Source organism: Shewanella sp. 4t3-1-2LB (assembly GCF_017368415.1).
In the GTDB taxonomy this organism is placed as follows: domain Bacteria; phylum Pseudomonadota; class Gammaproteobacteria; order Enterobacterales; family Shewanellaceae; genus Shewanella; species Shewanella fodinae.
This window is the reverse complement of record NZ_JAFNJD010000001.1, coordinates 258,942-284,628: the sequence shown is the minus strand read 5'-3', so window position 1 is coordinate 284,628 and position 25,687 is coordinate 258,942. Positions and strand designations below refer to the sequence as shown.

General features: G+C 46.4%; 23 protein-coding genes and 1 pseudogene. 3 read left to right on the top strand and 21 right to left on the bottom strand.

All coding sequences use genetic code 11. The features are described 5' to 3' along the window. Positions 1-8 precede the first annotated feature (8 nt). Positions 9-2,030, bottom strand: a complete 2,022-nt coding sequence (locus J3L11_RS01240; RefSeq protein ID WP_242695012.1) for an NADPH-dependent 2,4-dienoyl-CoA reductase — start codon at positions 2,028-2,030, stop codon at positions 9-11. A gap of 179 nt (positions 2,031-2,209) precedes the next feature. On the opposite strand from J3L11_RS01240, the gene sppA reads away from it, so the two are divergent. Both sppA and ansA read left to right on the top strand, forming a co-directional pair. After that, positions 2,210-4,063, top strand: a complete 1,854-nt coding sequence (gene sppA, locus J3L11_RS01235; protein ID WP_207569754.1) for a signal peptide peptidase SppA — start codon at positions 2,210-2,212, stop codon at positions 4,061-4,063. Positions 4,064-4,158: 95 nt separating this feature from the next. After that, positions 4,159-5,172 (top strand): asparaginase, encoded by a 1,014-nt coding sequence (gene ansA / locus J3L11_RS01230; protein ID WP_207569753.1) that lies wholly within the window; start codon positions 4,159-4,161, stop codon positions 5,170-5,172. A 41-nt stretch (positions 5,173-5,213) separates the two neighbouring features. Here ansA and J3L11_RS01225 read toward each other — a convergent pair whose 3' ends face one another. The 5 genes from J3L11_RS01225 to J3L11_RS01205 all read right to left on the bottom strand — a co-directional run bounded on the left by J3L11_RS01225 (position 5,214) and on the right by J3L11_RS01205 (position 9,473). Then, entirely contained in the window at positions 5,214-5,495 is a 282-nt protein-coding gene (locus J3L11_RS01225) for a DUF1315 family protein (RefSeq protein WP_207569752.1), read from the bottom strand. Beyond that, positions 5,492-5,809 carry a zinc ribbon domain-containing protein gene (locus J3L11_RS01220; protein ID WP_207569751.1) on the bottom strand — a complete coding sequence of 106 codons (318 nt, stop codon included), beginning with the start codon at positions 5,807-5,809 and terminating at the stop codon, positions 5,492-5,494. The genes J3L11_RS01225 and J3L11_RS01220 overlap by 4 nt, the downstream gene beginning before the upstream one ends. A gap of 9 nt (positions 5,810-5,818) precedes the next feature. Next, a complete protein-coding gene (locus tag J3L11_RS01215; RefSeq protein ID WP_207569750.1) occupies positions 5,819-6,946 on the bottom strand; it encodes a M14-type cytosolic carboxypeptidase in 1,128 nt (375 codons plus the stop codon). Positions 6,947-7,104: 158 nt separating this feature from the next. Beyond that, entirely contained in the window at positions 7,105-8,895 is a 1,791-nt protein-coding gene (locus J3L11_RS01210) for a DUF885 domain-containing protein (RefSeq protein ID WP_207569749.1), read from the bottom strand. 110 nt (positions 8,896-9,005) lie between these two features. Further along, positions 9,006-9,473 (bottom strand): hypothetical protein, encoded by a 468-nt coding sequence (locus tag J3L11_RS01205; RefSeq protein WP_189616440.1) that lies wholly within the window; start codon positions 9,471-9,473, stop codon positions 9,006-9,008. Between the two features lie 130 nt (positions 9,474-9,603). Here J3L11_RS01205 and dgt point away from each other — a divergent pair, with 130 nt between their 5' ends. After that, positions 9,604-11,055, top strand: a complete 1,452-nt coding sequence (dgt, locus tag J3L11_RS01200; protein WP_207569748.1) for a dGTPase — start codon at positions 9,604-9,606, stop codon at positions 11,053-11,055. Between the two features lie 9 nt (positions 11,056-11,064). Here dgt and J3L11_RS01195 read toward each other — a convergent pair whose 3' ends face one another. The 15 genes and pseudogenes from J3L11_RS01195 to J3L11_RS01125 form a co-directional block, all read right to left on the bottom strand. Then, positions 11,065-11,334, bottom strand: a complete 270-nt coding sequence (locus J3L11_RS01195; RefSeq protein WP_133039207.1) for a hypothetical protein — start codon at positions 11,332-11,334, stop codon at positions 11,065-11,067. Positions 11,335-11,962: 628 nt separating this feature from the next. Next, positions 11,963-12,652 (bottom strand): SDR family oxidoreductase, encoded by a 690-nt coding sequence (locus tag J3L11_RS01190; RefSeq protein WP_207569747.1) that lies wholly within the window; start codon positions 12,650-12,652, stop codon positions 11,963-11,965. A 153-nt stretch (positions 12,653-12,805) separates the two neighbouring features. Further along, positions 12,806-13,588 carry a CLCA_X family protein gene (locus tag J3L11_RS01185; RefSeq protein ID WP_207569746.1) on the bottom strand — a complete coding sequence of 261 codons (783 nt, stop codon included), beginning with the start codon at positions 13,586-13,588 and terminating at the stop codon, positions 12,806-12,808. Positions 13,589-13,684: 96 nt separating this feature from the next. Beyond that, positions 13,685-15,238 carry a PAS domain-containing methyl-accepting chemotaxis protein gene (locus J3L11_RS01180; RefSeq protein WP_207569745.1) on the bottom strand — a complete coding sequence of 518 codons (1,554 nt, stop codon included), beginning with the start codon at positions 15,236-15,238 and terminating at the stop codon, positions 13,685-13,687. A gap of 572 nt (positions 15,239-15,810) precedes the next feature. Further along, entirely contained in the window at positions 15,811-16,002 is a 192-nt protein-coding gene (locus tag J3L11_RS01175; RefSeq protein WP_207569744.1) for a hypothetical protein, read from the bottom strand. 9 nt (positions 16,003-16,011) lie between these two features. Next, entirely contained in the window at positions 16,012-16,917 is a 906-nt protein-coding gene (locus tag J3L11_RS01170; RefSeq protein WP_207569743.1) for a hypothetical protein, read from the bottom strand. 431 nt (positions 16,918-17,348) lie between these two features. Then, on the bottom strand, positions 17,349-17,807 hold the full coding sequence (locus J3L11_RS01165; RefSeq protein WP_347566486.1) for a DUF2846 domain-containing protein: 459 nt from the start codon (positions 17,805-17,807) through the stop codon (positions 17,349-17,351). A gap of 162 nt (positions 17,808-17,969) precedes the next feature. Further along, a pseudogene (locus J3L11_RS01160) lies at positions 17,970-19,142 on the bottom strand (IS3 family transposase). 134 nt (positions 19,143-19,276) lie between these two features. Next, positions 19,277-19,447: a hypothetical protein gene (locus tag J3L11_RS01155; RefSeq protein WP_207569803.1), complete on the bottom strand. Its 171-nt coding sequence runs from the start codon at positions 19,445-19,447 to the stop codon at positions 19,277-19,279. A gap of 1 nt (position 19,448) precedes the next feature. After that, positions 19,449-19,595, bottom strand: coding sequence for a hypothetical protein (locus tag J3L11_RS01150; RefSeq protein WP_207569742.1), 147 nt, complete (start codon positions 19,593-19,595; stop codon positions 19,449-19,451). A 307-nt stretch (positions 19,596-19,902) separates the two neighbouring features. Continuing rightward, positions 19,903-20,787 carry a viperin family antiviral radical SAM protein gene (locus J3L11_RS01145; protein WP_207569741.1) on the bottom strand — a complete coding sequence of 295 codons (885 nt, stop codon included), beginning with the start codon at positions 20,785-20,787 and terminating at the stop codon, positions 19,903-19,905. Between the two features lie 78 nt (positions 20,788-20,865). Next, positions 20,866-21,549 (bottom strand): hypothetical protein, encoded by a 684-nt coding sequence (locus J3L11_RS01140; protein ID WP_207569740.1) that lies wholly within the window; start codon positions 21,547-21,549, stop codon positions 20,866-20,868. Then, entirely contained in the window at positions 21,539-21,913 is a 375-nt protein-coding gene (locus tag J3L11_RS01135) for a hypothetical protein (RefSeq protein WP_207569739.1), read from the bottom strand. Before J3L11_RS01135 ends, J3L11_RS01140 begins: the two co-directional genes overlap by 11 nt. Continuing rightward, entirely contained in the window at positions 21,910-22,416 is a 507-nt protein-coding gene (locus tag J3L11_RS01130; protein ID WP_207569738.1) for a hypothetical protein, read from the bottom strand. The genes J3L11_RS01135 and J3L11_RS01130 overlap by 4 nt, the downstream gene beginning before the upstream one ends. Positions 22,417-22,453: 37 nt before the next feature. Next, positions 22,454-25,684, bottom strand: a complete 3,231-nt coding sequence (locus J3L11_RS01125) for a type I restriction endonuclease subunit R (RefSeq protein ID WP_207569737.1) — start codon at positions 25,682-25,684, stop codon at positions 22,454-22,456. Between the last annotated feature and the right edge of the window lie 3 nt (positions 25,685-25,687).

The window sequence follows — 25,687 nt, the reverse complement described above, 5'->3', positions numbered from 1 at the left end:
TCCGATACCTAGATCCGCATTGCCAACTCGGCACCATCGCGGATCGCCCGTTTGGCATCCAGTTCCGCCGCGAGTTTAGCCCCACCGATGATGTGCAGCGGTTTACCCAGTTGTTGCAATTCAGGCAGCAGTGCCAGATTTGATTCTTGCCCCGCACAGACCACCACAGTATCAACCGGCAGCACTCGTTCTTTCCCCTCAACCACAATGTGCAAACCTTCATCATCAAAACGCTGGTAACTCACCCCTGACAGCGTTTCTACCCCATGCAGCTTAAGCATGGCCCGATGGATCCAACCAGTAGTCTTTCCCAGTGTTTTGCCAGGAGTCCCCGGTTTACGCTGCAACAACCACAACTGCCGTGGTGGCGCTTCTCTTGCCTTTTCCGTTAACAGTCCCCCCCGCTGCTGATAGGCGGTGTCTATTCCCCAACGCTGGTACCATCTGGCGGGATTTAGCGTGGCCGACTCGGCTTCACCTAAAAACTGTGCCACATCAAAGCCAATACCACCGGCGCCAATAATGGCCACCTTGCTACCGGCACGGGCTTCTCCACGTAATAGCTGCTGATAACTGATCACGTTAGGGCTATCAAATCCTGGTAGCTGCAGCTGTCTGGGAATGACGCCAGCAGCGAGTACCAGTTCATCAAAATCATGCTGCGCCAACAACGCTGCCGTAACCGGTGTATTCAATTTAAGCTCGACCTGCAGATGAGCGAACTGGTAACGGAAGTAACGTAGGGTTTCACTAAATTCCTCTTTACCAGGGATCTCTTTTGCCAGATTAAATTGGCCGCCAATTTCATTACGGGCTTCAAAAAGTGTGACTTGGTGCCCGCGTTGCGCTGCATACACGGCAAACGCCATTCCCGCAGGACCGGCGCCGACAACCGCCAGTTTTTTCGGCGTATAAGCTTTTATAAAATTCAATTCTTTTTCATATGCAGCGCGAGGGTTCACCAAACAAGTGGCGCGCTGCAATTTGAATGTGTGATCAAGACAAGCTTGATTACAGCCAATACAGGTATTAATCGCCTCATCTTGCATTGCTGCTGCCTTGTTGACAAACTCAGGATCTGCGAGCAATGGCCGCGCCATTGATACCATATCGGCTTGACCGCTGTCTAAAATCTGTTCAATAACCGCGGGCATATTGATACGGTTAGTGGCGATCAACGGAATTGACACCTCTTGTCGCAATTTAGCGGTAACCCAACTGAATGCGGCCCGAGGTACGCTAGTGGCAATGGTTGGAATACGGGCTTCATGCCAACCAATGCCGGTATTGATCAATGTCACTCCCGCCATTTCCAACCGCTTTGCGAGTAATACCACCTCTTCCCAGCTAGAGCCTTGCTCAACCAAATCCAACATGGATAAGCGAAAGATCACGATAAAATCGCTACCGACGCGGCGGCGAACCTCCTCAACGATATCGATTGCAATGCGACTGCGATTATCAAAGCTGCCGCCATATTCGTCCGTGCGTTGGTTGGTGCGACTGCAGATGAACTGATTGATTAGATAGCCTTCTGACCCCATGATTTCCACACCATCATATCCGGCCTTTTGCGCTAATCTGGCGCTACTGCCGAAATCTCGGATAGTCTTGCGCACTTGCCGGGCGGACATGGCCTTGGGGGTAAAGGGGGTAATGGGGGATTTCAGTTTAGAAGGTGCAACGGAAAATGGATGATAAGCATAGCGCCCAGCATGCAGTAGCTGCATACAGATTTTACTGCCTGCATCATGGACGGCCCGCGTGACTATCCGGTGTTTACCCACTTGCCAAGGGAAACTCAGCTGTGTGGCATTGGGCGTGAGCCGCCCGCGAAAGTTGGGTGAAATGCCGCCGGTGACAATCAAACCAACGCCGCCTAGCGCCCGCTCACGATAAAAAGCGGCCAGTTTGTCAAAGCCGCCTTTCTCCTCTTCAAGTCCGGTATGCATTGACCCCATGACTACCCGATTTTTCATACAGGTAAACCCAAGATCCAATGGTTCCAGCATCCGCCGTTGCACCGCCATTCAAATACCCTATTTAAACGTGTGTTTTAATCCAGCATAACCCGAGCCTGACTCAAGCTCAAGCGGACATTATTGTCATGTTTTAACTAGGTGGATGTATAAGATCATTTACAAATGTATTTCGCTCAAGGGCCAAAATTCGGTTAGCATTGCCCTACTCGAAGGAATAAGGAAAGGTTATGTCCGCGAAACCTCTGACAACCAAAAATACGTTGATATTGATATGGAATGTCATCAATTTTATTCGTAAGTTGGTGCTGAACTTAGTGTTCTTCCCACTGTTTTTTTTGTTACTGATCGCGTTCGTGGTAGCGTTGTTCAGTAATGACGAAGTCAAGGTAGATGATGGTTCGGCGCTGGTACTCAATCTGGCAGGCCGTCTGGTCGATCAGAAACAAGAGATTGACCCACTAGATGCGCTGATGAAACAGCGTCAAGACCGCGATGCCAATGGTGAGTTGTTGCTCAATGATGTGCTTTATACTATCGACAGTGCCGCCAACGATAAACGCATCAAAGCGCTGGTATTGGATCTGGCGGATCTGGCTCCCGGTGGAATTACTAAACTTCAAACCGTAGGCCGTCATCTTGAAGACTTTAAGAAAAGTGGTAAGCCGATTATCGCTATTGGCAATTATTACAATCAGTACCAATATCTGCTGGCTACTTACGCCGATACCATTTACCTGAATCCGCAAGGGATGGTTACTGTTGAAGGCCTCAGCAGTTATCGCCAGTTCTACAAGTCGGCACTGGATAAACTCAAAGTTAACACCCACGTATTCCGGGTTGGGACTTACAAATCCGCAGTGGAACCTTTTATTCGTGATGATATGTCGGATGCCGCCAAAGAAGCCAACAGTGCCTTGTTAAGTGATATCTGGAATATTTACACGACCACCGCCGCCAAGAATCGTGGCGTTAAGCCTGCAGATTTTGGCCTTGATTCTGCCCATTACCTGCAGGCGCTCAATGCCGCTGATGGCCAGTCAGCGGTAATGGCAGTTAACATGAAATGGGTTGATAAGCTGGCAACCGATGATGAGTTCCGTCAGGCCATGATTAAGTTGGTTGGCAAAGCCAGCAAGGGACATAGCTTTAAACAGGTCGACTATTACGATTATGCCACCTTAGTTGCACCGCAACCCACCATCATTCCTCATGATGGCATCGGTATTGTTGTGGCTAAGGGCAATATTCTTAATGGTAACCAACCTACGGGTACCATTGGGGGTGACAGTACCTCTGCATTGCTGCGCAAAGCCCGCTTTGATGACAAGATTAAGGCAGTGGTATTACGGGTCGACAGCCCTGGCGGCAGTGCTTTTGCGTCAGAACAGATCCGTCAGGAAGTGTTGGCGCTGAAAGCTGCCGGTAAACCGGTGGTGGTAAGTATGAGCAGTCTGGCAGCTTCTGGCGGTTACTGGATTTCTGCCAGTGCTGACTATATCTATGCTAACCCGGCTACCTTAACGGGTTCTATCGGCATTTTTGGCATGCTTACCACATTTGAGGATTCGCTGGCGGCACTGGGAGTCCATACCGACGGCGTTGCCACGTCTGAGTGGGCCAGTCTGTCGGTGACCCGCCCCTTGTCGGATGGTGTTAAAGCGGTGATCCAGCGTCATATCGAGCGTGGCTATTTGGATTTTATCTCACTGGTAGCAAAAGAGCGCCATATGACACTGGAACAGGTCGATAAAATCGCGCAGGGCCGTGTTTGGTCTGGCGTTAAAGCCAAAGAGTTGGGTTTGGTAGATGACCTAGGCGATGAAGATGCCGCGATTGCCAAAGCCGCAGAATTAGCCGGATTATCCAATTATGATACCCAGGTAATTGAAAAAGAATTGACGCCAGAGCAGCTCTTTATGCAGAAGTTACTATCCAATGTCGCCGCTTGGGTACCGAACGGAATTGCACATAGTAGCGCAGCACAGCAGTTGCTTGGACAGTTGACCTCGATTGCTGAGGAATTCGCGGCGTTTGACGATCCTAATAACGTGTACCTCTACTGCGATAGTTGCAGTTATTGAAAAAACTTCAATAAGGCCCGGTTATCCGGGCTTTATTTTTTTTTATTGATATAATTTGCTTCTCATTTTTAACGTACCCTCAATCGCTGTCTCCGATGACCAAAAAAAATATCTATATCGCTTATACAGGCGGCACCATCGGTATGCAAAAAGCTGAACACGGCTTTGTACCGGTAGCGGGCTTTCTGACGGAATGTCTTAACTCCATGCCAGAGTTCTTCCGCGAAGAGATGCCTGCGTTTGTTTTGCATGAGTATTCGCCACTGATTGATTCTTCCAACATGTCTCCCGCACATTGGCAGATGATTGCTGACGATATTGAAGCTAATTACGATAAGTATGATGGCTTTGTGATCCTGCATGGCACCGACACCATGGCTTTTACCGCGTCAGCGCTTTCTTTTATGCTGCAGAATTTGTCGAAGCCAGTCATCATCACCGGTTCACAAATTCCGTTATCAGAGCTGCGCTCTGACGGCCAGACCAATCTGCTCAATGCGCTGTATATTGCCGCTAATTATCCGGTGGCCGAAGTTTGCCTGTTTTTTAACAACAAATTGTTCCGTGGTAACCGCACCACCAAGGCCCATGCTGATGGTTTTGATGCCTTTGCCTCGCCCAATTTTCCATTATTGCTGGAAGCGGGCATTAAAATCCGTTTACGAGCGGGCGCCATTGCCCACTATACTGGTGAGCCATTGCAGGTGACCCATATTCATCCTCAGCCCATAGGTATTGTGACGCTATATCCCGGGATCTCGAATGAGATCTTTCGTAATATTCTGCAGCAACCGGTAAAGGCGTTGATTTTGTTAACTTATGGTGTGGGCAATGCCCCGCAGAACCCTGAGCTGTTACAGACACTGAAACAAGCAAATGATAACGGTATTGTGCTGGTGAATCTGACGCAATGCCGTCAGGGGCGAGTCAATATGGGCGGTTATGCCACTGGCAATGCGTTGGCGGAAGCAGGCTTTGTTAGTGGTTTCGATATGACCACAGAAGCGGCATTAGCAAAACTGCATTATCTGTTTTCGAAAAATCTTACCGTGGCCGAAATCCGCGACAAGATGCAGCAAAATCTTTGTGGCGAACTGACAAACGATTAATAGTTGTCCAGTAAAAAGGCCCCTTTGGGGCCTTTGCTACATCAGAGTTCGTCTTCTTTGAATTGGGCAATGTTATCGCCGCGGAAACGTTTTTTCAGTTCAGCTTTCGACAGCTCGATGACGTTGCCATCGCTGCCAATAGTGAAATGTTCTTGCTGCTGCAGACGGCGCTGCTGAAACAACATCACCACCTGCAAGGTAGAGTCGCGCTGTTCTTCAGACAAGCTACTACCATCTTCCCACTTACCGGTTTCGGCGGCATTTTTTAGCCGTTCATAGACTGCAAGCGGCATCTCATCAATGACTTTCAACAGATCTGTCATAGCTGTTTCCGTTTATTCAGAACAATACGTACTCGGGTAATCAGATACCCCACAAAACCGAAAGCAAACAAAACCCCACCAACAATCGCGCGGGGACCGCTAGCAACTTCTCCGCCCCAGAACCAGACGACAACGCCGGCAATGAAAATCGTCATGGCGATGAAGCTGTGAGTCATCAATCGGGTAGACTTTTCTATCTGCCTAATCCGTTTGGCCGAGGAGGTATCGCTATCGAGCGCTGTCTGACAATGAGGACAGACTTTCGCTTTATCAGAGATGCGTTTATCACATATGGGACACGTTGTCAGAGCCATCACGATTCCTCAACGCAATTGATCAACAACAGCCAACATCGCAGTTAACGATGCTTCGCCAAGGTGAATACAACGTTCTGGTGACCAACCCACCATAGGATCGGCTAGGTTGTCGTTGTCTTTAAATGGCATTTCTAAGGTGTTGGATAAGCAATTAAAGGTCTGCGCCACCCAATTAGAGCCAATGGTCAGGTTGGCTTTGCCTGGTTCGTCTTTACCGTAACCAAACTCAGTCTGAAAATCGGGGCTGACCAACTGCAGGGCTTTCTCAAAGGAGCTTTGCAGTGATTGCAATTTACTGTTCCAGCCTGGTATGCCTTCACAACCTGCCAGGAACACATAAGGCAGCCCTTCATCGCCATGTATGTCATAGAACAGATCCACACCGGTCTGCTGCATTTTATTGACGACATAATAGACTTCAGGACTGTTTTCCAGAGAGGGCGTTTGCCACTCACGATTGAGGTTGACACCTTTGGCATTGGTACGCAGATGCCCCCGGACACTGCCGTCAGGGTTCATATTAGGCACCACATAAAAATTCGCTTTATCCAGCAATTGCTTTGCAACCGGATCGTCGGGGTCTAGCAATTTGTACAGCAGCCCTTCTACTAGCCACTCAGCCATGGTTTCACCAGGATGTTGACGTGCGGTGATCCAAATCGTGCGTTTTTCATCGCTATCATCGCCTATTTTTATCAGCGTCATATCACGGCCATCGAGCGTCAGCCCCAGATGTTCCAGTGACACTTTTGGGTGTACCTGCACCGCACTTAGCAAATCCAGATGTCGCTCGTAACTGTATGGTGCAAAATAAGCGATCTGAATAGCATCGGCGTCCAGTTCCACAGCAATACTCAGCGTGCCGTCTTGGTACTGTGTCGGTAATCTAAACCAATGCTGCCGATCATAACTGGCCACCGCCTGATAGTTTTGCCAACCCTTGGGATAAGAAGAACTGCCAGCATTTACAATGTTGAGCGTGTAACTACTCCCCACTTCACCTTCGAAGCGGAAATTAAACCATTGGTAGAATTCGCCGCCTTCATCCTGACGTATTGCCAGTTGGATATTATCTTTGTGTTCCAGGCTTAACACCTGAATATTGCCGCCATCAAAATTGGCACTGATCCGCATAAAAATTCCTTGATTGTCAACCGGCAAAAACAAGTAACCGGTAAGCCAAAAACCGCCCTAGGATAAACCAAATCGGTATTAGATTAAATGCATAGCAACTGAGGTATAAGGCAATAAAAAAGGCAGTGAATACTGCCTTTCCCTGTTATAAATCACCGTTACTTTTGCTGTAACATCAACTGCCGGATATATTTTACCGGTGCGCTGCCATAGCTGAGGAACTGTTCATTAAACTGTTCCAAGTTGAATTGCTTACCTTCCTTCGCTTTGATTTCATCACGCAAATCATAGATAGCGCGGAAGCCAGCATAATAACTGGTTAGCTGAACCTGGCTCAATGTCGCCCTGCGCCACTTACCTTCGGCCTCGGCCTGCTGCTGGAACGCCTCCTGCGTCATTAACGTCATGGCTTGTTCTTTGGTCATTCCCTTAACCTGAATACTGTAATCCAGAATGGTGTTGCAGATCACTCGCAAATTCCATTTGTAGTACATCAACCACAATTCGGGTTCAAAGTTGCCGTAGCCCTCTTCCAGCATCATACGTTCGGCATATACCGCCCAGCCTTCAATCATGGCACCGTTACCGAACAAACTTTTGATCAAACTTGGAGACTTATTGGCGTACACCAACTGTGCATAATGGCCGGGAATTGCCTCGTGGATGTTGAGGATCTGCAGCACCCAGTGGTTGTATTCTCGTAGATAACTTTCTGCAGCCGCCTCAGACATGCCATCAAGAGGTGTTACATTGTAATAGGTATTACCACCTTTATCATAAGGCCCTGGTGCACTAACTGACGCGCCCGCGACGCCACCAAAATAAGCAGGTGTTTCCCGTACCACCAATGGCTTATCTTTATCCAGCGTCACCAGATGGTGGTCATTCACAAATTGGATTAATTGTGGCAACTGCTTCCTGACTTCATCGACGAAATTCTCGCGTTTGACGTGGTTAACGGATAACTTGTCGATAAGCTGGCGGATGGCTAGTTTTTCATCTGCAGGTTTGGCTGATGTGAAATATTTTGGCCATAACTTATCGGTGAGATTTGCCATCTCCCGTTGCACTTTTTCCTTATCGGATAAGGCTTTTTCGTACAGCTCTTTAGCAGTCATACCCGACTGAATATCATAGGCAAACTTTTGCTCATAAAGTTTTTCACCAATACGAAAACTTCTAGCCCCCTGTTGTTGCAATTGGCCTTCAAGGTTTTGTAAAAAACTGATGTAATCATTAATTGCCGTTTTGGCAGCGCTCAACCGCCGATTGAATAACTGCTTTTCCGCGTCTGAAAGTGACGAATCAGCCACCGTCTTTTGCAAGTCATCTGACAAAACCGAAAAAGCGCCCTGATTCTGCAAGATGGCAAGTTGTGTGTGTTCCAGCGTTGGATGACTGATATTGGCTTTGGCAGCCTGATAATAGGCTGGCACATTTTCTAGCCGAGCTAATACGGAACGCAGGCGTTCATCCTGTGGCGCATAATTTTCATTGATGATCTGCGCAAATCCGCCTGCCACATTGTAGTTTGATGGATCCCACTGCCAAGATTTGAAATCGTTGATTTCCCATTTGCTACTGGCCAGCTGATTTTCAATCAAGCGATAATCAATCAAGTTCGCTGGCGTTAATGCGTCGGTATCAAATGCCGTTAACAATCCCTGGTATTTGGCGATAAACGCCAGCATCGCAGTGCGACTGGCGGCATCTGGGATCTCCAATGTAGCGTCATATTTGTGGTAGCCGCTGTATAGCGCATACGTCGGTGCTTGTTTCCAGAATTCATCGATAAATTGTTGGCTAAAACGCTGGAACTGCTGATTTTGGTCGGCTTTTATGGCCGCGATCAGCTGATTTCCTTTGGCTTCGGGGCTCGGCTGCGACTGACAGGCGTTTAGGCCACCTAACGCCAACGCAATGGTCAATGGCAATAGCAGTTTTTTCATTATTATCATTCCTTCCTTGCGGTTTGTTGCGTCCGAGTTAACCACGAGACGTGGCTGATTGCAGCTCAAAATCGCCACATCTCACAGTTTGTTACAGTTTAGCGTTCAGCTTATTTGGCAAGCGGAGAATAAACCGTGGACTTGTCTATGCACCAAGCACTTTTACCGTCACTAGATTTTTCTTGCGGAAATCCGGTCATCAGCTTGTTATCAGCCGTATGTTGTAGCACTAAAGGCTTAGGTTGCGTTTTATCATCCCAATACAGCGTGAGCATAATGGCCTCTGCCCCATCACACGTCTGCAGATGGGCATCTGCGACCTCAGCGTAAGCACTACCGTGATATTCGCTGATGCTAGGCGCCTGACACTGAGTATTGTCATATAACTTGGCATTACTACGGTAAGTATCTTTACCAAATTCCATGATAAATTCCTTGCTCTTACTGCCGTCCACAATACAGCCACTGCTCCAACTACCGGCTAATGGTAGTTGTTTTGCCTGCTGATGTTGCCAGCCAAACAATCCCAGAATCACTAAGCCAATCACGACGAGGGCGATAACAATGGTTTTTGACATCTATATGCTCCAGAAAACACTGTAAAAATAAGGCGCTGTGACAATACCACAGATTGATTTAGACTGAGCACTTTAGCGTGAATTATCTTTTGTCTATAGATCAGCAAGATAACTATTAATCGGAATTGTTATGGCAGATATCGATTTTTCCAAACGTATCACTTTGGCCCGTCCTTATAATAGCCAGCATAATAGCAATGGCGATCGCGCGACGTTGCAACGCGCCTATGAAAGTGACCGTGGACGCATCATCAATTCAGCCGCTATCCGCCGTTTACAGCAGAAAACACAAGTGTTTCCGCTAGAACGCAACGCCGCCGTTCGCAGCCGATTAACCCATTCACTCGAGGTACAGCAAACTGGGCGGTTTATTGTACAAAAAATATTTGATTCCCTAGACCAACAAGGCGTGGCGTTAACCGATATTGGACTGGATGGTATGGCAAGGCCATTGGAAACCTTGGTCGAGATGGCGTGTCTGATGCACGATGTGGGCAATCCCCCTTTCGGACATTTCGGTGAAGCGGCCATTAGTCATTGGTTTAGCCAACACTTGGCTGATATCGCGCCAACTGACTTCCAATTACAGCCAGAGCTCTGTCTGGATATCTGCCACTTTGAAGGTAACGCCCAAGGGCTACGATTGATGCACACGCTGCTGGGACTTAATCTGACCTACAGTCAATTGGCCGGGGTTCTGAAGTACACTCGTTGCGGCACATTACCTAAATCTGCGCGTCCCGAGGATAAATCCTATTTAATGAAAAAGGTTGGTTACTATGCCAGCGAGACTGGCGTAGTCAGCGATGTGTGCCAAGCACTGGGAATGACGTTAGGTAACCGCCATCCCGTAAGCTATATCATGGAGGCCGCTGATGATATTTCTTATTGTTTAGCAGATATTGAAGATGCTGTGGAAAAAGATGTCATTTCCCTCTCACTGCTACAACAGCTGCTAATTACCGAGTATCAGCAGCAATGTCAGCAAATGTCTCTGCCCAACCAACGTCTGTTGTTCATGGAACATGCTATCCAGTATGCCGCAGACGCCGCCGCCAAAAGCGCCATCAATCCCCAGAGTCAGTTCTTCACCTTTTTACGGGTCAAGTTAATTCATCCGCTGGTAGAACATGCTGCGCAACGCTTTATCGATAATCTTGAAGCTGTATTTCGTGGTGATTTCAACCAACCACTGTTAGAAGACAAAGGCTATCAGCATGCAATTACTGAAACGCTGAAGCAGGTCGCTATACGTAACGTATTCAGTCATAAAGAAGTGGAACAGATGGAGCTTAGAGGCTATCGCATAGTGACAACGCTGCTGGACTGCTATCGTCCTTTACTGTGTTTACAGGAAGCACAATTTACGGAAATGCTAGAAGGCAATGGACAGCAATACCTTATTGAACACAGGCTGTTGAAACGATTGCCGCTCAAGCATTTGGCTACATACAAACGCGCTGTTGGTGAACGGCAATTACCCGAGTTTTACCATCGCTGCCGACTGATACAGGACTATATCAGCGGCATGACAGACGAATTTGCTTTAGATGAATATCGGCTATTGATGGCGTTGGCGTGACACCAAGTATCAGCTGCGGCGAATGCGCACAACTCGCATGGTTTCCACTTCAAAACCGGCCACTAAGGTGGTTTGTGGATAGTAATCCAGCGTAACTTGCGCCCCTTTCAGACTACGATATTTTTTGGGACGTCGAAAACGAAATGGTGTTTCATAGTTTTTAAGCATCAACGTGTGTTGTACCCATTCCCCTTGATCCCGTTGAGTATGTGACAGCACAGTGCAGTGTTCAGTATGGATCAATGCAGGGTGTTCTTGGGATAAGTCAGAAATACTCATTTTTTACTTTACCTCCCGAATCTGTTTTCTGACATCTATGCAGGTCCTGACGGATCTGACACTCTTGCCAAAGTGGCATCCGTGAGCCCAATTCCAGCAGTACACAACAACCCTTACGCTAAAAACACAGGGGATCAAAATATTGCAACCGGGAAGGCTCTAACGATATGACCGTCACCACTATTATCCTAGTAACGACCAAATCAGACTGGTTATTGTAGCAAATTTAACCAACAATGGGGGTTTAACATCCAAATTTATTAGTAATTAAGTTTATCCTTATAATTGGTTTATATTTTTCAGGATGTTAAAAACTATTGGTTCACTATATTTGATACAAGTTTGTTGTTGCTCAGTTACCAACTGCAGCAAAACTATAGTTTATTTAATTCAAGTAGATAATAAACGCCGGAGATAACGTGTACCTTGCCAGTTTAAAGCAGAATTTAATTAACCCGTTAAGTGAAGCAATGTCCGGCATTAGTCAACGCACGCTCATCCCACAATTAATGAAGTAATGAGCCTATCGGCTACAGATGTCAATTACACTCATCACTTGACACTGTTGCTGGAACTGCCCACCTCAGCAGCATTGATGAGCGCCGTTACACTGCGCAACTGATCAAGCCTACCAAGCAAGTTGCCGACCTTGGTAATCAAAAAATTTACCGCTGTCTTGAGGTGTTAAACGCTCTAACAGAGCCTTGATACCCTGGGCCGAAGTAGCTGTATCTATCAAACCGTGTGGACCACCCATATCGGTGCGCACCCAGCCTGGATGGATTACGACGGCTGTTATCGCATCGGGAGACAGATCCAGCGCCAAACTTTTATTCACAGCATTCAGTGCTGCCTTGGAAGATCGATAAAGATAACTGCCTCCGCTATGATTTTCCTCAATACTGCCCATCTTGGAGCTGATGCAGGCTACGGTTCCCTTCGTCCTTCGTAACTGAGGTAAGAAAGCCTCGGTCACTTTTAGCGGTGCAATGGTGTTAATCTCTAACACCTTGCGCCATTCTTCCACCGGAATATCTCCAAGCAACACGGCGTTAGGGCCGTAGTAACCCGCATTATTGATTAATAAATCAATAGGACGGTCATCGAGTTCCCGCGCCAGCGCTGCCAGTCCATCGTAATCTGTAACATCCAGTTGATAAACCTCAAGCCCAGGATTGTCACTGATCAAATAGAGCAAGTCATCGGCTTGGGAAGGATCGCGGCAACAGGCGACCACATCCCAGCCAGATGCCAGATATAATTCGGTTAAGGCTAAACCAATGCCGCGATTAGCACCGGTGATCAACAGTTGTGGCATGTATTCTCCCGCGCAGCGAAGCCAGATTGCTATCGCTGATATTTCCTTTTTTAAGCATGTCTAACACATTGTGTGATAGCAGCGACATCTCGGTCAACCGTTGATGTCTGGGTATTGCGGCAATAATTTGCAGCTTCGTGAAGTGCTTAGCATTCACCTAGCCACTGCTTGTCCAAGCATCCTGAAATACTCTCGGATAGCGCCAAAAATCTGTGGCAAATGTCCATTCTCAGGATATGCACCGCTGGCTGCTGCTTCGACCGAACGAGTACCAGAAACTAAATATTGATTACGCACCTCAGCACAGTGCTCAATCGCACTTTCAAAGGCGCGCGCCATTAACTCTGTTGGACGGGAAAAATAATAAGTGCCACGTGCTTGATCCAGCTTGATGGCGCGTGACACATAGTGGCTGGCATCCGAGCCGTCACTGTTCAATAACACCTGTTGAAATAGCTGTGCTAACGCCTGATTTAGAGGATGTGATTTTAACTTTATATCTTGCAGCCAGAGTTCACTGGCAAAACTGATAGGCGGGATGTCACAGTCATCAGCAAAAGCAGCCAGTGCTAAATGATGATCCAGTGCATGCCAGAATTCATGTGCCAAAGCGCCAGCCCCCGCATTTTTCGCCAGCGCGAGAGTACGATTAGCCGGAGCATAATGCGCCTGTACACCTTTACGCCCACCAATGCCAAAATCCAGATTAAGTGATTGCCGCAGGCCAAGTGTTGCCGGAGGGATATTGAGAATAAACGCTAAATCCGCTAACGAATCAAACACCAAATTTGCCGCAATCGCAGACTCTTCATCAGACACCCAGCGCCCGACTCTAACAGCGGCGAAGCCAAAAGTATCGCGGACATCGAGAAACGTCTTTGGCTCTCCCAAACGGTAATCTGGGCCCTGACGAACGTAACGACTATGGACTAACAAATGGCAATCGGCCTCAGAGAAACTAATGGCTGTATGATGGCATAGTTACCTAACTCGAGAAAAGGCAGTCGTCACCTGCCGTCCCAAAATCAAAGTCTAGCGCGCAAATCGCTGTACCACTTCCACCAAATTGCCGGCAATTTTCTTCAGGTTATGGATACGAGAAGACGCACCTTCTGCATCTTCCTGACAGCTGCGAGCCATCACCGATATATTGTTGATCTGGTGATTAATATCTTCCGATACATGTGCTTGTTCTTCTACTGCAGCCGCCATTTGCACCGCCATGTTGGAAATACTGCTTAATTCAGAAGCGATACCGCACAACAGATTCTCACTGTCTTTCACCCGATCTAAACCTATCTGGGCTTTCCCCTGCCCTTGCTGGGCAACCGTTACGGCCACCCCAGCGCGGTCCGCCAATTCTTTTATAATGGCGTGTATTTCTTTGGTTGATTCTTGAGTCCGACTTGCTAAAGAGCGCACTTCATCGGCAACCACCGCAAAACCGCGCCCCTGTTCTCCTGCCCGCGCGGCCTCAATAGCAGCATTCAACGCCAATAGATTAGTTTGTTCTGCAATCTGCTGGATTATCTGTGCAACAGACGCGATCTTGTCTGTTTGCTCCGACACGCTGGCAACCGACTCCGAAATGTTGTCAACCGCCACCCGTAGCTCTTCAATCGCATCACTGGTTTTTATGGCAACCGCTTTGGCCTCACTGGCAAGTGTGGTGGATTTTCTTACCCGCTCAGTAGTCTCGGACACATGACGAGACACTTCGGTAATCGTTGTCGTCATCTGGTTCATGGCCGTTGCGACCTGTTCCGTTTCCTGATGTTGCCTATCCAGCGTTTGCTCTGAGCGCTCAGTGAGATGAACAGACGCATCTGTTTCATTCACCATGACAGTAGCGGCATGGTCCATCCGCGTCAAAACGGTGTTAAGGTGGGCCCGTTCACTGAGAATCGCGACTTTGATTGCGCCCAGCAGATTGCGCTGGTCGGTATAACTTTGCACTGCTAATGGATCTCTGAAACCGCCCTCCAGCATTTCCATTAAATTGGTGTATATCTGCTTTTTCGACACGGTAACTAAGATGGCGTAGATGATAAAAGAGAGCGTTAGTAGGGATTCTGAAAAATTGCTATATCCAGAAAAATATAGCAAGGTACAAACGGTAATAGCGGCCGTGATAAACACATTTTCAACACCAAGCAAACGCTGACGCTGCAACCCTTTTCCAGCGTTCAAACGTCGATATAACGCATTACAACGTTCAATATCCTGGGGTTTAGCTTTAGTTCTTACTGATTGAAACCCAACTATTTTCCCATTTTCTGTCATCGGGGTGACATACGCATTTACCCAGTAAAAATCGCCATTTTTGCAGCGATTTTTGACAATTCCCATCCAAGGCTTTCCCTGCTTGAGGTATTCCCACATATTACGGAAAGCCTCTGCTGGCATATCTGGATGACGGACGAGATTATGAGGCTGGCCTATCAGCTCTTCTTTGCTGTAACCACTGATATCAACAAAAGCATGATTACATTCAGTAATAGTGCCATTAAGATCAGTAACAGAAATCAGCTTCTGATTTTCACTGAATGTGCGCTCTCGGTCGGTGACAGGTAAATTTTTTCGCATAGAGGTTTCAGTCCCTTGAACTCCGCTGAGGGAATCCAGCAATTAGCGATTACACAGGTATCATAAGTATTAGCCAACTTTCGTGACCTTCAACTTTTTGTAGTAAATCATTTTATTTTTTATTGAATCGAGGATTACTTAAGAATCAATAATGCATTGCTCGATGATTTATAATCATCGCCTAATGTAGATTTTTATTTAACACTTGGCTAAAGGAAATTGCGACCATTGCTTCAACTGACTAATTATTGAACATAATGGCGCGATTAGGACACTTCAAAAACAGCGCCTACTCTACCCATTCAATTTTTGGCGCTAGTGGACGGGCATTGGCTGCTCGAGCAATAAAGATATAAATCCGTTTATGCTCGCCCCGCCGTTGCCGAGGCGGCTATAAGCACCAACAACGTTAAAGTATTATCACTGTATGTTCGCCGTAGATTTTGGTTGTTAAATAGATCTTATGCTGCTACCAGCGGCTGTTTTATTTATACAGCGTCGTTTTTAAATCAACATAACGGGCCTATAAATCAATAAGCATACAACCCCGTTTGACTGACTCAACAAAACCGTTAGCTGATCACCACAATGTTGGTATAGTGCAGAGTTAGACGAACAGAGTTACCACCGCTTGGACTTGCCAAAAGCGTTACCATATCGCCATCAACACCGAGGATCTTGGCACTCACTGTCGAGCCGTTGAGCAAGATGGGTAAATTATTTTTATTGGCGAGCAAAAATTTACCAAATTCACTGTCTCCCATGTGTTCCTCCTATTTGAACCCTTCCTGTAACGCTTTTAGGTCTTCATTGTACTGAGTTTGGCATGTCGATAGCTTCACCTTGTCTGTGCCCGCCGCCGTCTTACAGGCCGCTAGCTGTTTGTCCAAACTCGCGGTGTAGGTCGCTAACAAAGCGCTGTTGGTGTTTGCTTGAGTCTTCTTGAGGCTTTCTTCCGCCTTTGCCTTGGCTGCTGCAGCGGTATTCTCTGCAGCTTTAGCCTCACTAGCTTTGGCTTCAGCTTTCAATCTGTCGGCTGTCACCATTTCGCTTATGACAGTTATAATTTGTTTGATATTCGCCTGAGCTTCACTGGTCGGCAGTTCTGCATCCGTTGGTTTACCGGTGAAACCATTAGCAGCCAACATGCAGTTAGCAAACAACATTTCGCGGGACAGCAACACTAGGTCATTACGGCCACCAAGATTCACCATAGTACTAGTTGTTTCCATCCCCAGTTTCAGGGTCTGGCTCAGGGTGTTATTCACACTGTTATTGGTGGAAAAATCATTTGAGCCGGTTGCCCCACTGCTACCAGATGCCGCACTACCATCTTCTGCTGTTGAATTACGGCTTAAACTTCTGTCTCGCTCAATCTGATACTCCAGCGCCTGACTCACTACAGCAGTAAGATTATTCACGGCTTCGGCTGTCGCCTTGAACGTTGTTGACGCCGCAACATCCGGTACAGGTTCAGAACAAACAACCTTCTCGCCATTGCTCTTGGTCCAGATATAAACATTGCGCAGTTGTGCAGGTAATGAGGCGACTTCTAACCCTGGGGCGTCCGTCTTACTGAGTACCGACAGCTCAAGTTTCATGGTCTTTTGTTCAGTGATCCCCAGCGAGGTGCAACCTGTGGTGATTAACACTAGTGGCAAGAGTCGTAGCAGTTTCATTCCCGTTCCTTGGCGTCGGCGTATCCGAACAAATCCTAGTCAAATGTTATTAAAAAGTAAAATGGTGGTTTTGAGACTATTTGAGGGACAAACAGGAAATGCATCTAAAGTGAAGCGCGGCAGCACAGAGCGAGAACGTTGAACTAAGACGATGAGTTGAAACTGATGTTTTGCTTCCTTCCCTGTGTAGAAAGAAATTTAACGCGTAACCATCTGAACAACAGTCTGTTTTCGTCACATTACCCAAAACACCATTTTGGGATTATTTCGGTTACAAAATCATAGTTATAAGGGGCCATGGGGCATCAGTGCATGAGGTAAAAACATTCCAACCAAATAAATTTCAGTTACAAAAAGCCTCGGCAATTGCTGAGGCTAGAAAAATAAAGACCGCCATAAAGGCGGTCAAAATCTTGAGCAATGCTCACAAATCAGTTGCTACACTTACCACTTTTTGCTAGGCCGAGCTTAGAAACAGCTTCTTTCCCTTTATCCTCATCTATCACTTCGACACCAGCACCACCGACAAACAGGCCCAATTTAATGTACTGACGGATAAAGTAATTTTTCCCCGTATCAGTTTTTAATGACACATCATTTGGGGAAAATTCAGACTCTGTAGATACGGTATGTGTAGTGTTGCCATCAACTATTTTGTAGAAAAAAGTGTCTGGAGCTGTTTCTCCCACACATTCTCCATCTAGCCAGACATCCTTTTTAAGGGCTTTACCAACGAACGAATCGCGGTAAATATACAGTCCGGCTTTGCCAGCGGGTGGCTCGCTAAACTGCTTCGCTTCATTTGATACCTTGGTACTTTCCATCGGTACTGAAGCGCACCCTCCTAACACAAAAGCGAGTATCGCTACTGATAAGACATTTTTTATCACGTTGTTCTCCATGTGATTTCTATTCCAATTACCGTGTTACACCCGGTAACAACAGACAATACTACATAGATACAATAAGTGAGCAATGATCTAGGTTGAAAATTAGTAAGGAGATTGTAGATGTTTGCTTGCTTTTTAAGCAGCACTGGAATGACCCGTATTTCATTGACACCCTGATGCCTCAAAATAAGGCTGTTCAAATTGTTCCGGACTCATACCTCCGAGGTGACTGTGTCTACGCTTACGATTATAAAACACTTCGATATAGCCAAAGATATCGGCTCGAGCTAAATCGCGTGTTTTATAGATGTTTTTTTTAATCCGTTCTGTCTTCAAACTGCTGAAAAATGATTCGGCTACCGCGTTGTCCCAACAGTTCGCTCTGCAACTCATGCTAGGCATGAGGTCAGGCGTCCGACAAAAGCGATGCCAATCGTCACTCCCATACTGAGAGCCTTGATCCGAATGTACCATAACCGTTCCTTTGGGTTTACGTTTCCAAACAGCCATCAGGAGTGCGTCAATCACAATCTCTCGGGCTAAGGTCGGTTTCATCGACCAACCGACGATATTACGGGCATATAAATCCATGACCACGGCAAGGTATAACCAGTCCTGCCAAGTGCGTATATAGGTAATGTCGGTCACCCACACTTGATTTGGCGTGGTGACATTAAACTCACGCTGTAGCAAGTTAGGCGTCACAATTGAAGGCCGTCCTGCGCCATATCGATGTCGTTTATAGCCCCGTACCGCCTTGATGCCATGATGACGCATGATCTTTAGTACGCGATTCTTACCGACGGTTTCTCCAAGTTCTCTGAGATCAAGATGGATACGCCGATAACCATAGACTCCATCACTGGCACCATAAGAGTCCCTGATTAGCTTGAGGAGTCGAAGGTCCTCCAGCGCTCTCTCTGACAGCGGCTGTTCAACCCAAAAGTAATAGCCAGCCCTGGCAACACCGAGTACGCGGCACATAACCGCAATGCGAAACATACGACGATGTTCGTTAATGAACTGGTACTTTACTCTGGCTGGCTTGCAAAGTACCTTGCGGCCTCGGTGTGCCCCTCGGGTATTTTTTTAGGATATCCCTTTCTTCTTCAGCACGCTTGAGTTGAGAACGTAATTGAAGGATTTCCTTTTTAGCTTCGATCAACTCGTTGTCTTTTGAATGCTCGGGTGATGGGCGGCAGGCTTTAACCCATTTATAAAGGCTGTGCTGGGATACCGCTAAATTCTCAGCAACTTCGCTGATTGAGTATCCCCGAACAATGACCTGTCTTACTGCTTCATCTTTAAATTCTGGCTATATCTCTGATTGCTCATGGCTGTTATCCTATACTCAAATAATAGTCATAGGATGGCTACTGAACGAGGTTCACTCCATACGCCCACACATCAACATGCGCTCCCAAAGATAAAACCGCATCACATGATGCGGCCTTTTCAATTACCGTTGATTATTCGTAACAATGATACTCTTCAAAATAGATATCATCGTCACCGAGATAATCCTCGTTATTTGGATTGTGGGCATCGGCCCAGTCATCCATACCAGCATCATTATTAGGATTGTTGATATCGGACCATAAATCCAATTCGTCCTTAGACATATCTGACGTATCGGGCATATCATTTGCCTCCTTTTGGTTGATGCCGTGGGTTGTTTGGATTTTTCTGGTTACTGCGGTTATCCAATACCTTTTGATACTCATGATTAGTACCAGAAGTTCCCTTGTTATCATTACCTTGGTTTGCTTTGTGATTGTTGTTGGCCATAATCGGCTCCTATTCATGTTGATCACATCGGGACTTCAGCCACATGCTAAAGTCCCTGTAATCGTCTTAAATCCATGCGAAAATTTTGGTATGACCGGCGACGATCACTTGGCGTAGACGGTACTGCTAACCGAGCACCACAAGGTGAAATCAACACAAAATGCTTTCCCTTACGGACATTCCACTCATCACTCTTAAGCACTTCAATAACCAGAAGATTGATCTCTTTGCAATTACTGTACTTTTTCATGATTCTCTCCGAAAAGGCCGAATACCTGGACTCGGCCATCAGCTATCAACCAGTTGATTAGCAAACCTTCTGATAACGCTTGGCGAAGATTTCCGGATTAAATTCGATGTGTGAAAAAGCGTGTTCGACACCAACGTTTAATATTTCTGGGCTATAAATATGCCCTTCTTTTGGGCCGATGTTCTGATAGAAGCAACCGACAGGATTGATCATGAGATAGGATTGCCACATATGCTGATTGTCTTCTGCCACAATCAAATCTCTTAAGGTACGATGGCGCAGAATATAGGCGGTAAACTCTTCCGAAGTTACTGCTTGATGCTGTGAATACACTGGCAATACACGCAATAATTTCCATTTGTATGGTTGGATTTCGTTAATGACCTCAGTCAGGTTTTCACGCCAATTAAAGGCATTTACCACTGTGTTTAACTTCACCCGGCCATTAGCATTCAACGTGCGATAGTGAGCAACTAATGTCTTTAAACGCTCGGGTGACAGCCAATCTTTTTTACGGTCAATACGGCCAATGGATTGAGCAATGAGGTGATCGGCGGTATCAAAGCTGATACCAAGCATATCGGTAGATGACGCCACGCGATTGAGCATCTGCTCCGTTAACAGATGACCGTTGGTGATAATGGAAGTGTTGAAGCCCAGTTGCTTAGCGTACAAGACAGCATTAACAAAGCGCGAACCTAACACGACTGGCTCACCGCCCGCGAAATTAATCCGCACAGAGCTATAACCGAGTGAAGCTTTTAATGGATTATCAACAAGGAAGTAAACTGCTAGTTTTTTGAGCAATTGTTGGACAAGAGGGAAGTCATGGTGTAACTCGAGATGCGATGTATTACCTTCCCAGGTGGCATAACAATAATCGCAGCGAAAGTTACAGGTTTCGGTCATGTGATAGTTGATGACCAGTTCTTGAATTTTCATGGTAACACTCCTTCTGTTTGAGTACAGAAAGGAGCATCAGCTAGTGCATTGCACTAAAAAGCCTAAAAATAAAACTTTTTAAAAATTTCTCATTATGTCTAATGTATCATCAAAATCCTGAGCACTTTTAATTTCTTTTTCAATGAGTTCCTTCATCTCCAGAATACCTGGCACATCGTTACTAAGGCTCTCAGTTAGCTGCTTCGCTGCTAACCAATCTTTGCGCATGAGCGCCCCGATGGCGCTATCTAAGGTTGATAACGTAGACGCTTGTACCAGTAGCGCCTGTAGTAACCCAGTGTTTTTCCCTAACGACAATTGCGGCAACTGCTTAAATGGGTTTGGTAACCGAATACTGTATAGATCAATGTCGGTTTTAAGAACGTTGACGAGCTCAGTCAGCCTTGCCGACTGACTGAGTTTAATTGCGACATTACTAACCAATCCCATTGCTGATTCAATTTCACTAGCTGCGATTTTGCGGGCATTTGCATCATTAAAGATGTTTTTGACTTGATTAGTATCGTGATAAAAAGCATTTAAAATTAGCGCATTATAGACAACATGAAGTTGTTCTGGTGATGCTAGGTAAACTTTTTGCCTACGCCCATCACCCTCCTCCTTAAAGCCTTCCTTGCGCGTTTTGATGAGCCCGTTTCGAACAAATGAATTGACCTTGTCTTTTAAGAAAGGACTCTCCTTGCTTACCTTAATACCAAACAGTAGTTCAACTGCATAAGGCATGGTTATCTCAGTATGCATTACAATATGCCTTGTCTAAGACAGCTGCCGTTCCAAGTGTACCTTTTGGTAAATTACCAACATTGGCAACACGCTTAGCTAATTCGAACCAATTAGACGTAACAGGAAAACGATAATCTCCGCAACGAGGCCTATCTTTTATGTATCGTTGTAAGTAACCAATACAATAACCTGCACGAATTGCTTCAGCCGCAGATGTCATTTCTGCGGCCATAAAATTTCGCTCTTCGCGATTTTTATAAATTTCTAACGTTTCCTGACAGGCTACAATTAAAAACTTTCCATTCTCTGGGTCGAAGGGAATCTCTTTTGCGAAAGAAGCAAAAGAAAGAAAAAAACACACAAAGCAAAAAATTTTATTCAATTTTCTAGACTCTCACTCTGATTATCTGAGGCGCTGTCTGATGGAATGACACTCTCTTTTGGTATTGGCGCATAGATATAAAGTAATATGGCAGTCACAATATATCTGGCTAGGCTCAAACGGTCACGCTGCATAACAAAATCACTAAATTGGATCTCATTGTTAAATTTTAATTCGCGATAAAAATAGAAATTTAGGCTTATAGCTTGCACAACTAAGATGACTGATGATAGTTTCATAATTTTATAGAATAGGTCATTCCAGCTTATTCCGAGAGATCTCCCCCTAATACAAAACCTGATAGTTAACATCATAAAAATAAAGAAGCATGTTATTTCAACAGGATCTATATCAATGAGTCCATTTCTATATTCAAAAAAACTTTTTGCAGTGTTGAGGAAAAATAATAATCCAAAACCCAGGATTAATGCTGCCTTGAGAAGTTCACTTATTCCGAAAAATATTCTCTGGATAAAAATATCCGCTTTGGTCCAAAAGCCCATGCTTAAATTCCCTTTTTAGTCTCAAACTTTTAACTTGTTATTCCTGATAACTCCAGCCATCCGCCAGTGCTTCTGCTTGCTCTAACACCAACTGAATAGCGGCGTCAGCCTGATCTGGCGGATACTTCCAGCGGCGCAGTAAACGGCGTACCAAGTTGCGCATTCTGGCGCGAACACTTTCGCGTTTTTGCCAGTCTACCGTTGCGGATTTTCGTAACTGCTTGGTCAGTTCAATCGCGAGTTGGCGCAGGTTATCGTCACCTAACTCACGTACTGAAGCCTCATTCATCACTAGCGCACGATAGAAGGCGATCTCATCAATAGAGAGGTTCAGCTTGTCCGTCATTTCGGCGTCAGCCTGCATCTCTTTGGCCCACTTGATGAGCTCTTCAATGACCTGTGCGGTTTCAATGCTGCGGTTGTGGTATTTACGCAGGGTTGCGGTGATCCGCTCGGAGTAAGTACGCTCCTGCACCACGTCATTTTTCATGCGCGATTTCACTTCATCGCGTAGCAGCTTTTCCAGCAGTTCGACTGCGAGGTTCTTCTCTTTCATGTTTTTCACATCTTCGAGAAATTCTTCAGACAACAAACCAATATTGGGTTTATCGAGTCCGACGGTTTTAAAGATGTCTTCCACCCCTTCGGCCACAATCGCATTGTTGAGGATCTGCCTCAGTGCGGAATTCTTCTCTTCATCACTGCGTTTGCTATCCACATTAGAGTGTTTGAGAAATGCAGTTTTGATTGCCGCAAAAAAGGCGATTTCTTCGCGATACTGCTTGGCTTCATCAAGGGTGTTACACAGTGAGTAGGCTTTCGATAGCGCAGCCATCACATCTAAAAAGCGGCGTTTACCATCGCGGATTTGTTCGCCTTTACCGTTGGTATGGCTTAACCCGGCAATATGGTTTGCCGCCCCCGCCAATATCTGCAACGGCTTGGTTTCAAAATCAGGGCGATAGTTAAACACCTTGCCATCAACCGGCGTGGCAAACATGCCGCGAATGATGTCGATCTTCTCTTCCAATACTGCAAACGCCTCAGCAGCATCAACGGTCGGCGCACCTTTACCTTGGCTGTTGGTATAGGTTTTCAGGGCATTTTTCAGCTCATTGGCAATGCCAATGTAATCCACCACCAAACCGCCCGGTTTGTCTTTAAACACGCGGTTTACCCGGGCAATCGCCTGCATCAAATTATGGCCTTTCATCGGCTTATCAACATACATCGTATGGCAACATGGCGCATCGAACCCGGTTAACCACATGTCGCGCACAATCACCAATTGCAGTTCGTCATTGGTATCTTTAAAACGCTTTTCAAATAGCTTCTTGGTCTTTTTATCGTAGATGTGCGGCTGTAACTTAGCCTTGTCAGCAGCGCTGCCAGTCATCACCACTTTAATAGCGCCTTGCTGAGGGTCGTCGCTATGCCATTCCGGCTTTATAGCGACAATAGCGTTGTATAAGTCCACGCAAATTTCGCGGCTCATCGCCACTATCATAGCTTTACCGGGGAAAGTTTCAGTACGGGTAGTAAAATGGGTGACTAAATCTGCTGCCACTTGATCAATACGCGGCTCTGCCCCCACCAGCTTTTCAAGGGTTGACCACTGCGATTTAAATTTCTCACGTGCGGCGGTTTCTTCCTCTTCGCCGATCTCTTCCTCTACTTGCTCATTGAGTGCCTCAATCTCATCTTGATTGATGGTCAGCTTCGCCAAGCGGGATTCGTAATAGATAGGCACCGTCGCGCCATCGTCCACCGCGTCTTGAATATCGTAGATAGAAACATAGTCACCAAACACGCCGCGAGTATCTTTATCGTCCTGTGAGATAGGCGTTCCGGTAAAACCAATAAACGAAGCATTTGGCAAGGCATCACGCATATATTTGGAGTAGCCGTAAACATAACGTTGGCCGACGACATTGCCCTGATCGTCCTTCACATTGCTTAACCGCGCTTTGTTGCCATACTGGCTGCGGTGCGCCTCATCAGAGACCACCACAATATTGCTGCGCTCAGATAATTTGGGATGCTCGGTTTCATTATCCAGCAGAGCAAATTTCTGCACTGTGGTGAAGATAATGCCACCCGATTGACGGTTCAGCAGCAAGTCACGTAGTGAATCTCTATCCGTAGCTTGTTGCGGTAACTGCTTAAGCGTGTCTTGCGCCATCACAAAGGTGTTATACAACTGCCCATCAAGATCATTACGGTCAGTCACAATCACTAACGTGGGGTTATTCATTTCCGGCTGTTGCAGCAATTTACTGGCGTAACACACCATTGAAATGCTTTTACCGCTGCCTTGCGTATGCCACACCACTCCAGCCTTTTTACTACCGGGCACAACGCGGTTGGCATAGTTGGCGCGCGGCTCATTAATGCCCTCGCCATTGGCGGCCGCAATCACTGTCGCCTTAACCGCCGCTCGCACCGCATGAAACTGGTGATAACCGGCAATCTTTTTAATCAGCGTTTCGTTATCGTTTTCAAACAGAATAAAATAACGGATGTAATCCAGCAGCAACTCAGGCTTAAAGAAGCCACGCACCATGGTTTCTAGCTGCATTTCTAACAGCGGTTTGTCATCTTCACTGTTAATGGTTTTCCATGGCAGAAAACGTTCTTTATTGGCAGTCAGCGAGCCCACACGCGCCAACCAGCCATCGCTGATCACTATCGCCTCGTTGAACACGAACAGATCAGCAATTTCATCTTTGTAGGTTTGGATCTGGTTATAAGCCTGCCAAATATCGGTATGTTCGACCGCAGGGTTTTTCAGCTCAATCACCGCTATCGGCAAGCCATTAATAAACACCACCACATCAGGGCGGCGATTGCCTTTAGTGCCGATAATGGTGAATTGGTTAACCACCAAGAATTCGTTATTCGCCACATTGCCAAAATCTATCAGACGCACATGGGTATGCTTTGTTACCCACTGGCCGCCTTCAATCACAGAGTATTCAAGTGGCACACCTTCGATAAGGTAGTTATGAAAGCAGCGGTTGTTTTTGATCAGCACTGGCGTGTCGGGTGTCGCCACGGTATTGGCGACCTCAAGCAGTGAATCTGCGGGTATTTCTGGATTCAATAACGTGAGTTTATCCAGCAACCGCTGCTTGAGGATCACTTGGTGGAAGTTTTCTCGCTCTGGCGTATCGCCATCGGGTGCGATGTCGTAACCATTTTGATATTGGTAATCGAGCTCACCAAACCATGCAAGGCACTGTTGTTCTAATTGGTCTTCCGTGATCACCTT

Bases quoted from the DNA above. Each gene is read 5' to 3' on its own strand.
- J3L11_RS01240 (WP_242695012.1), bottom strand. From the start codon at position 2,030: ATGGCGGTGCAACGGCGGATGCTGGAACCATTGGATCTTGGGTTTACC.
- sppA (WP_207569754.1), top strand. From the start codon at position 2,210: ATGTCCGCGAAACCTCTGACAACCAAAAATACGTTGATATTGATATGG.
- ansA (WP_207569753.1), top strand. From the start codon at position 4,159: ATGACCAAAAAAAATATCTATATCGCTTATACAGGCGGCACCATCGGT.
- J3L11_RS01225 (WP_207569752.1), bottom strand. From the start codon at position 5,495: ATGACAGATCTGTTGAAAGTCATTGATGAGATGCCGCTTGCAGTCTAT.
- J3L11_RS01220 (WP_207569751.1), bottom strand. From the start codon at position 5,809: ATGGCTCTGACAACGTGTCCCATATGTGATAAACGCATCTCTGATAAA.
- J3L11_RS01215 (WP_207569750.1), bottom strand. From the start codon at position 6,946: ATGCGGATCAGTGCCAATTTTGATGGCGGCAATATTCAGGTGTTAAGC.
- J3L11_RS01210 (WP_207569749.1), bottom strand. From the start codon at position 8,895: ATGAAAAAACTGCTATTGCCATTGACCATTGCGTTGGCGTTAGGTGGC.
- J3L11_RS01205 (WP_189616440.1), bottom strand. From the start codon at position 9,473: ATGTCAAAAACCATTGTTATCGCCCTCGTCGTGATTGGCTTAGTGATT.
- dgt (WP_207569748.1), top strand. From the start codon at position 9,604: ATGGCAGATATCGATTTTTCCAAACGTATCACTTTGGCCCGTCCTTAT.
- J3L11_RS01195 (WP_133039207.1), bottom strand. From the start codon at position 11,334: ATGAGTATTTCTGACTTATCCCAAGAACACCCTGCATTGATCCATACT.
- J3L11_RS01190 (WP_207569747.1), bottom strand. From the start codon at position 12,652: ATGCCACAACTGTTGATCACCGGTGCTAATCGCGGCATTGGTTTAGCC.
- J3L11_RS01180 (WP_207569745.1), bottom strand. From the start codon at position 15,238: ATGCGAAAAAATTTACCTGTCACCGACCGAGAGCGCACATTCAGTGAA.
- J3L11_RS01175 (WP_207569744.1), bottom strand. From the start codon at position 16,002: ATGGGAGACAGTGAATTTGGTAAATTTTTGCTCGCCAATAAAAATAAT.
- J3L11_RS01170 (WP_207569743.1), bottom strand. From the start codon at position 16,917: ATGAAACTGCTACGACTCTTGCCACTAGTGTTAATCACCACAGGTTGC.
- J3L11_RS01155 (WP_207569803.1), bottom strand. From the start codon at position 19,447: ATGCCCGATACGTCAGATATGTCTAAGGACGAATTGGATTTATGGTCC.
- J3L11_RS01150 (WP_207569742.1), bottom strand. From the start codon at position 19,595: ATGGCCAACAACAATCACAAAGCAAACCAAGGTAATGATAACAAGGGA.
- J3L11_RS01145 (WP_207569741.1), bottom strand. From the start codon at position 20,787: ATGAAAATTCAAGAACTGGTCATCAACTATCACATGACCGAAACCTGT.
- J3L11_RS01140 (WP_207569740.1), bottom strand. From the start codon at position 21,549: ATGCATACTGAGATAACCATGCCTTATGCAGTTGAACTACTGTTTGGT.
- J3L11_RS01130 (WP_207569738.1), bottom strand. From the start codon at position 22,416: ATGGGCTTTTGGACCAAAGCGGATATTTTTATCCAGAGAATATTTTTC.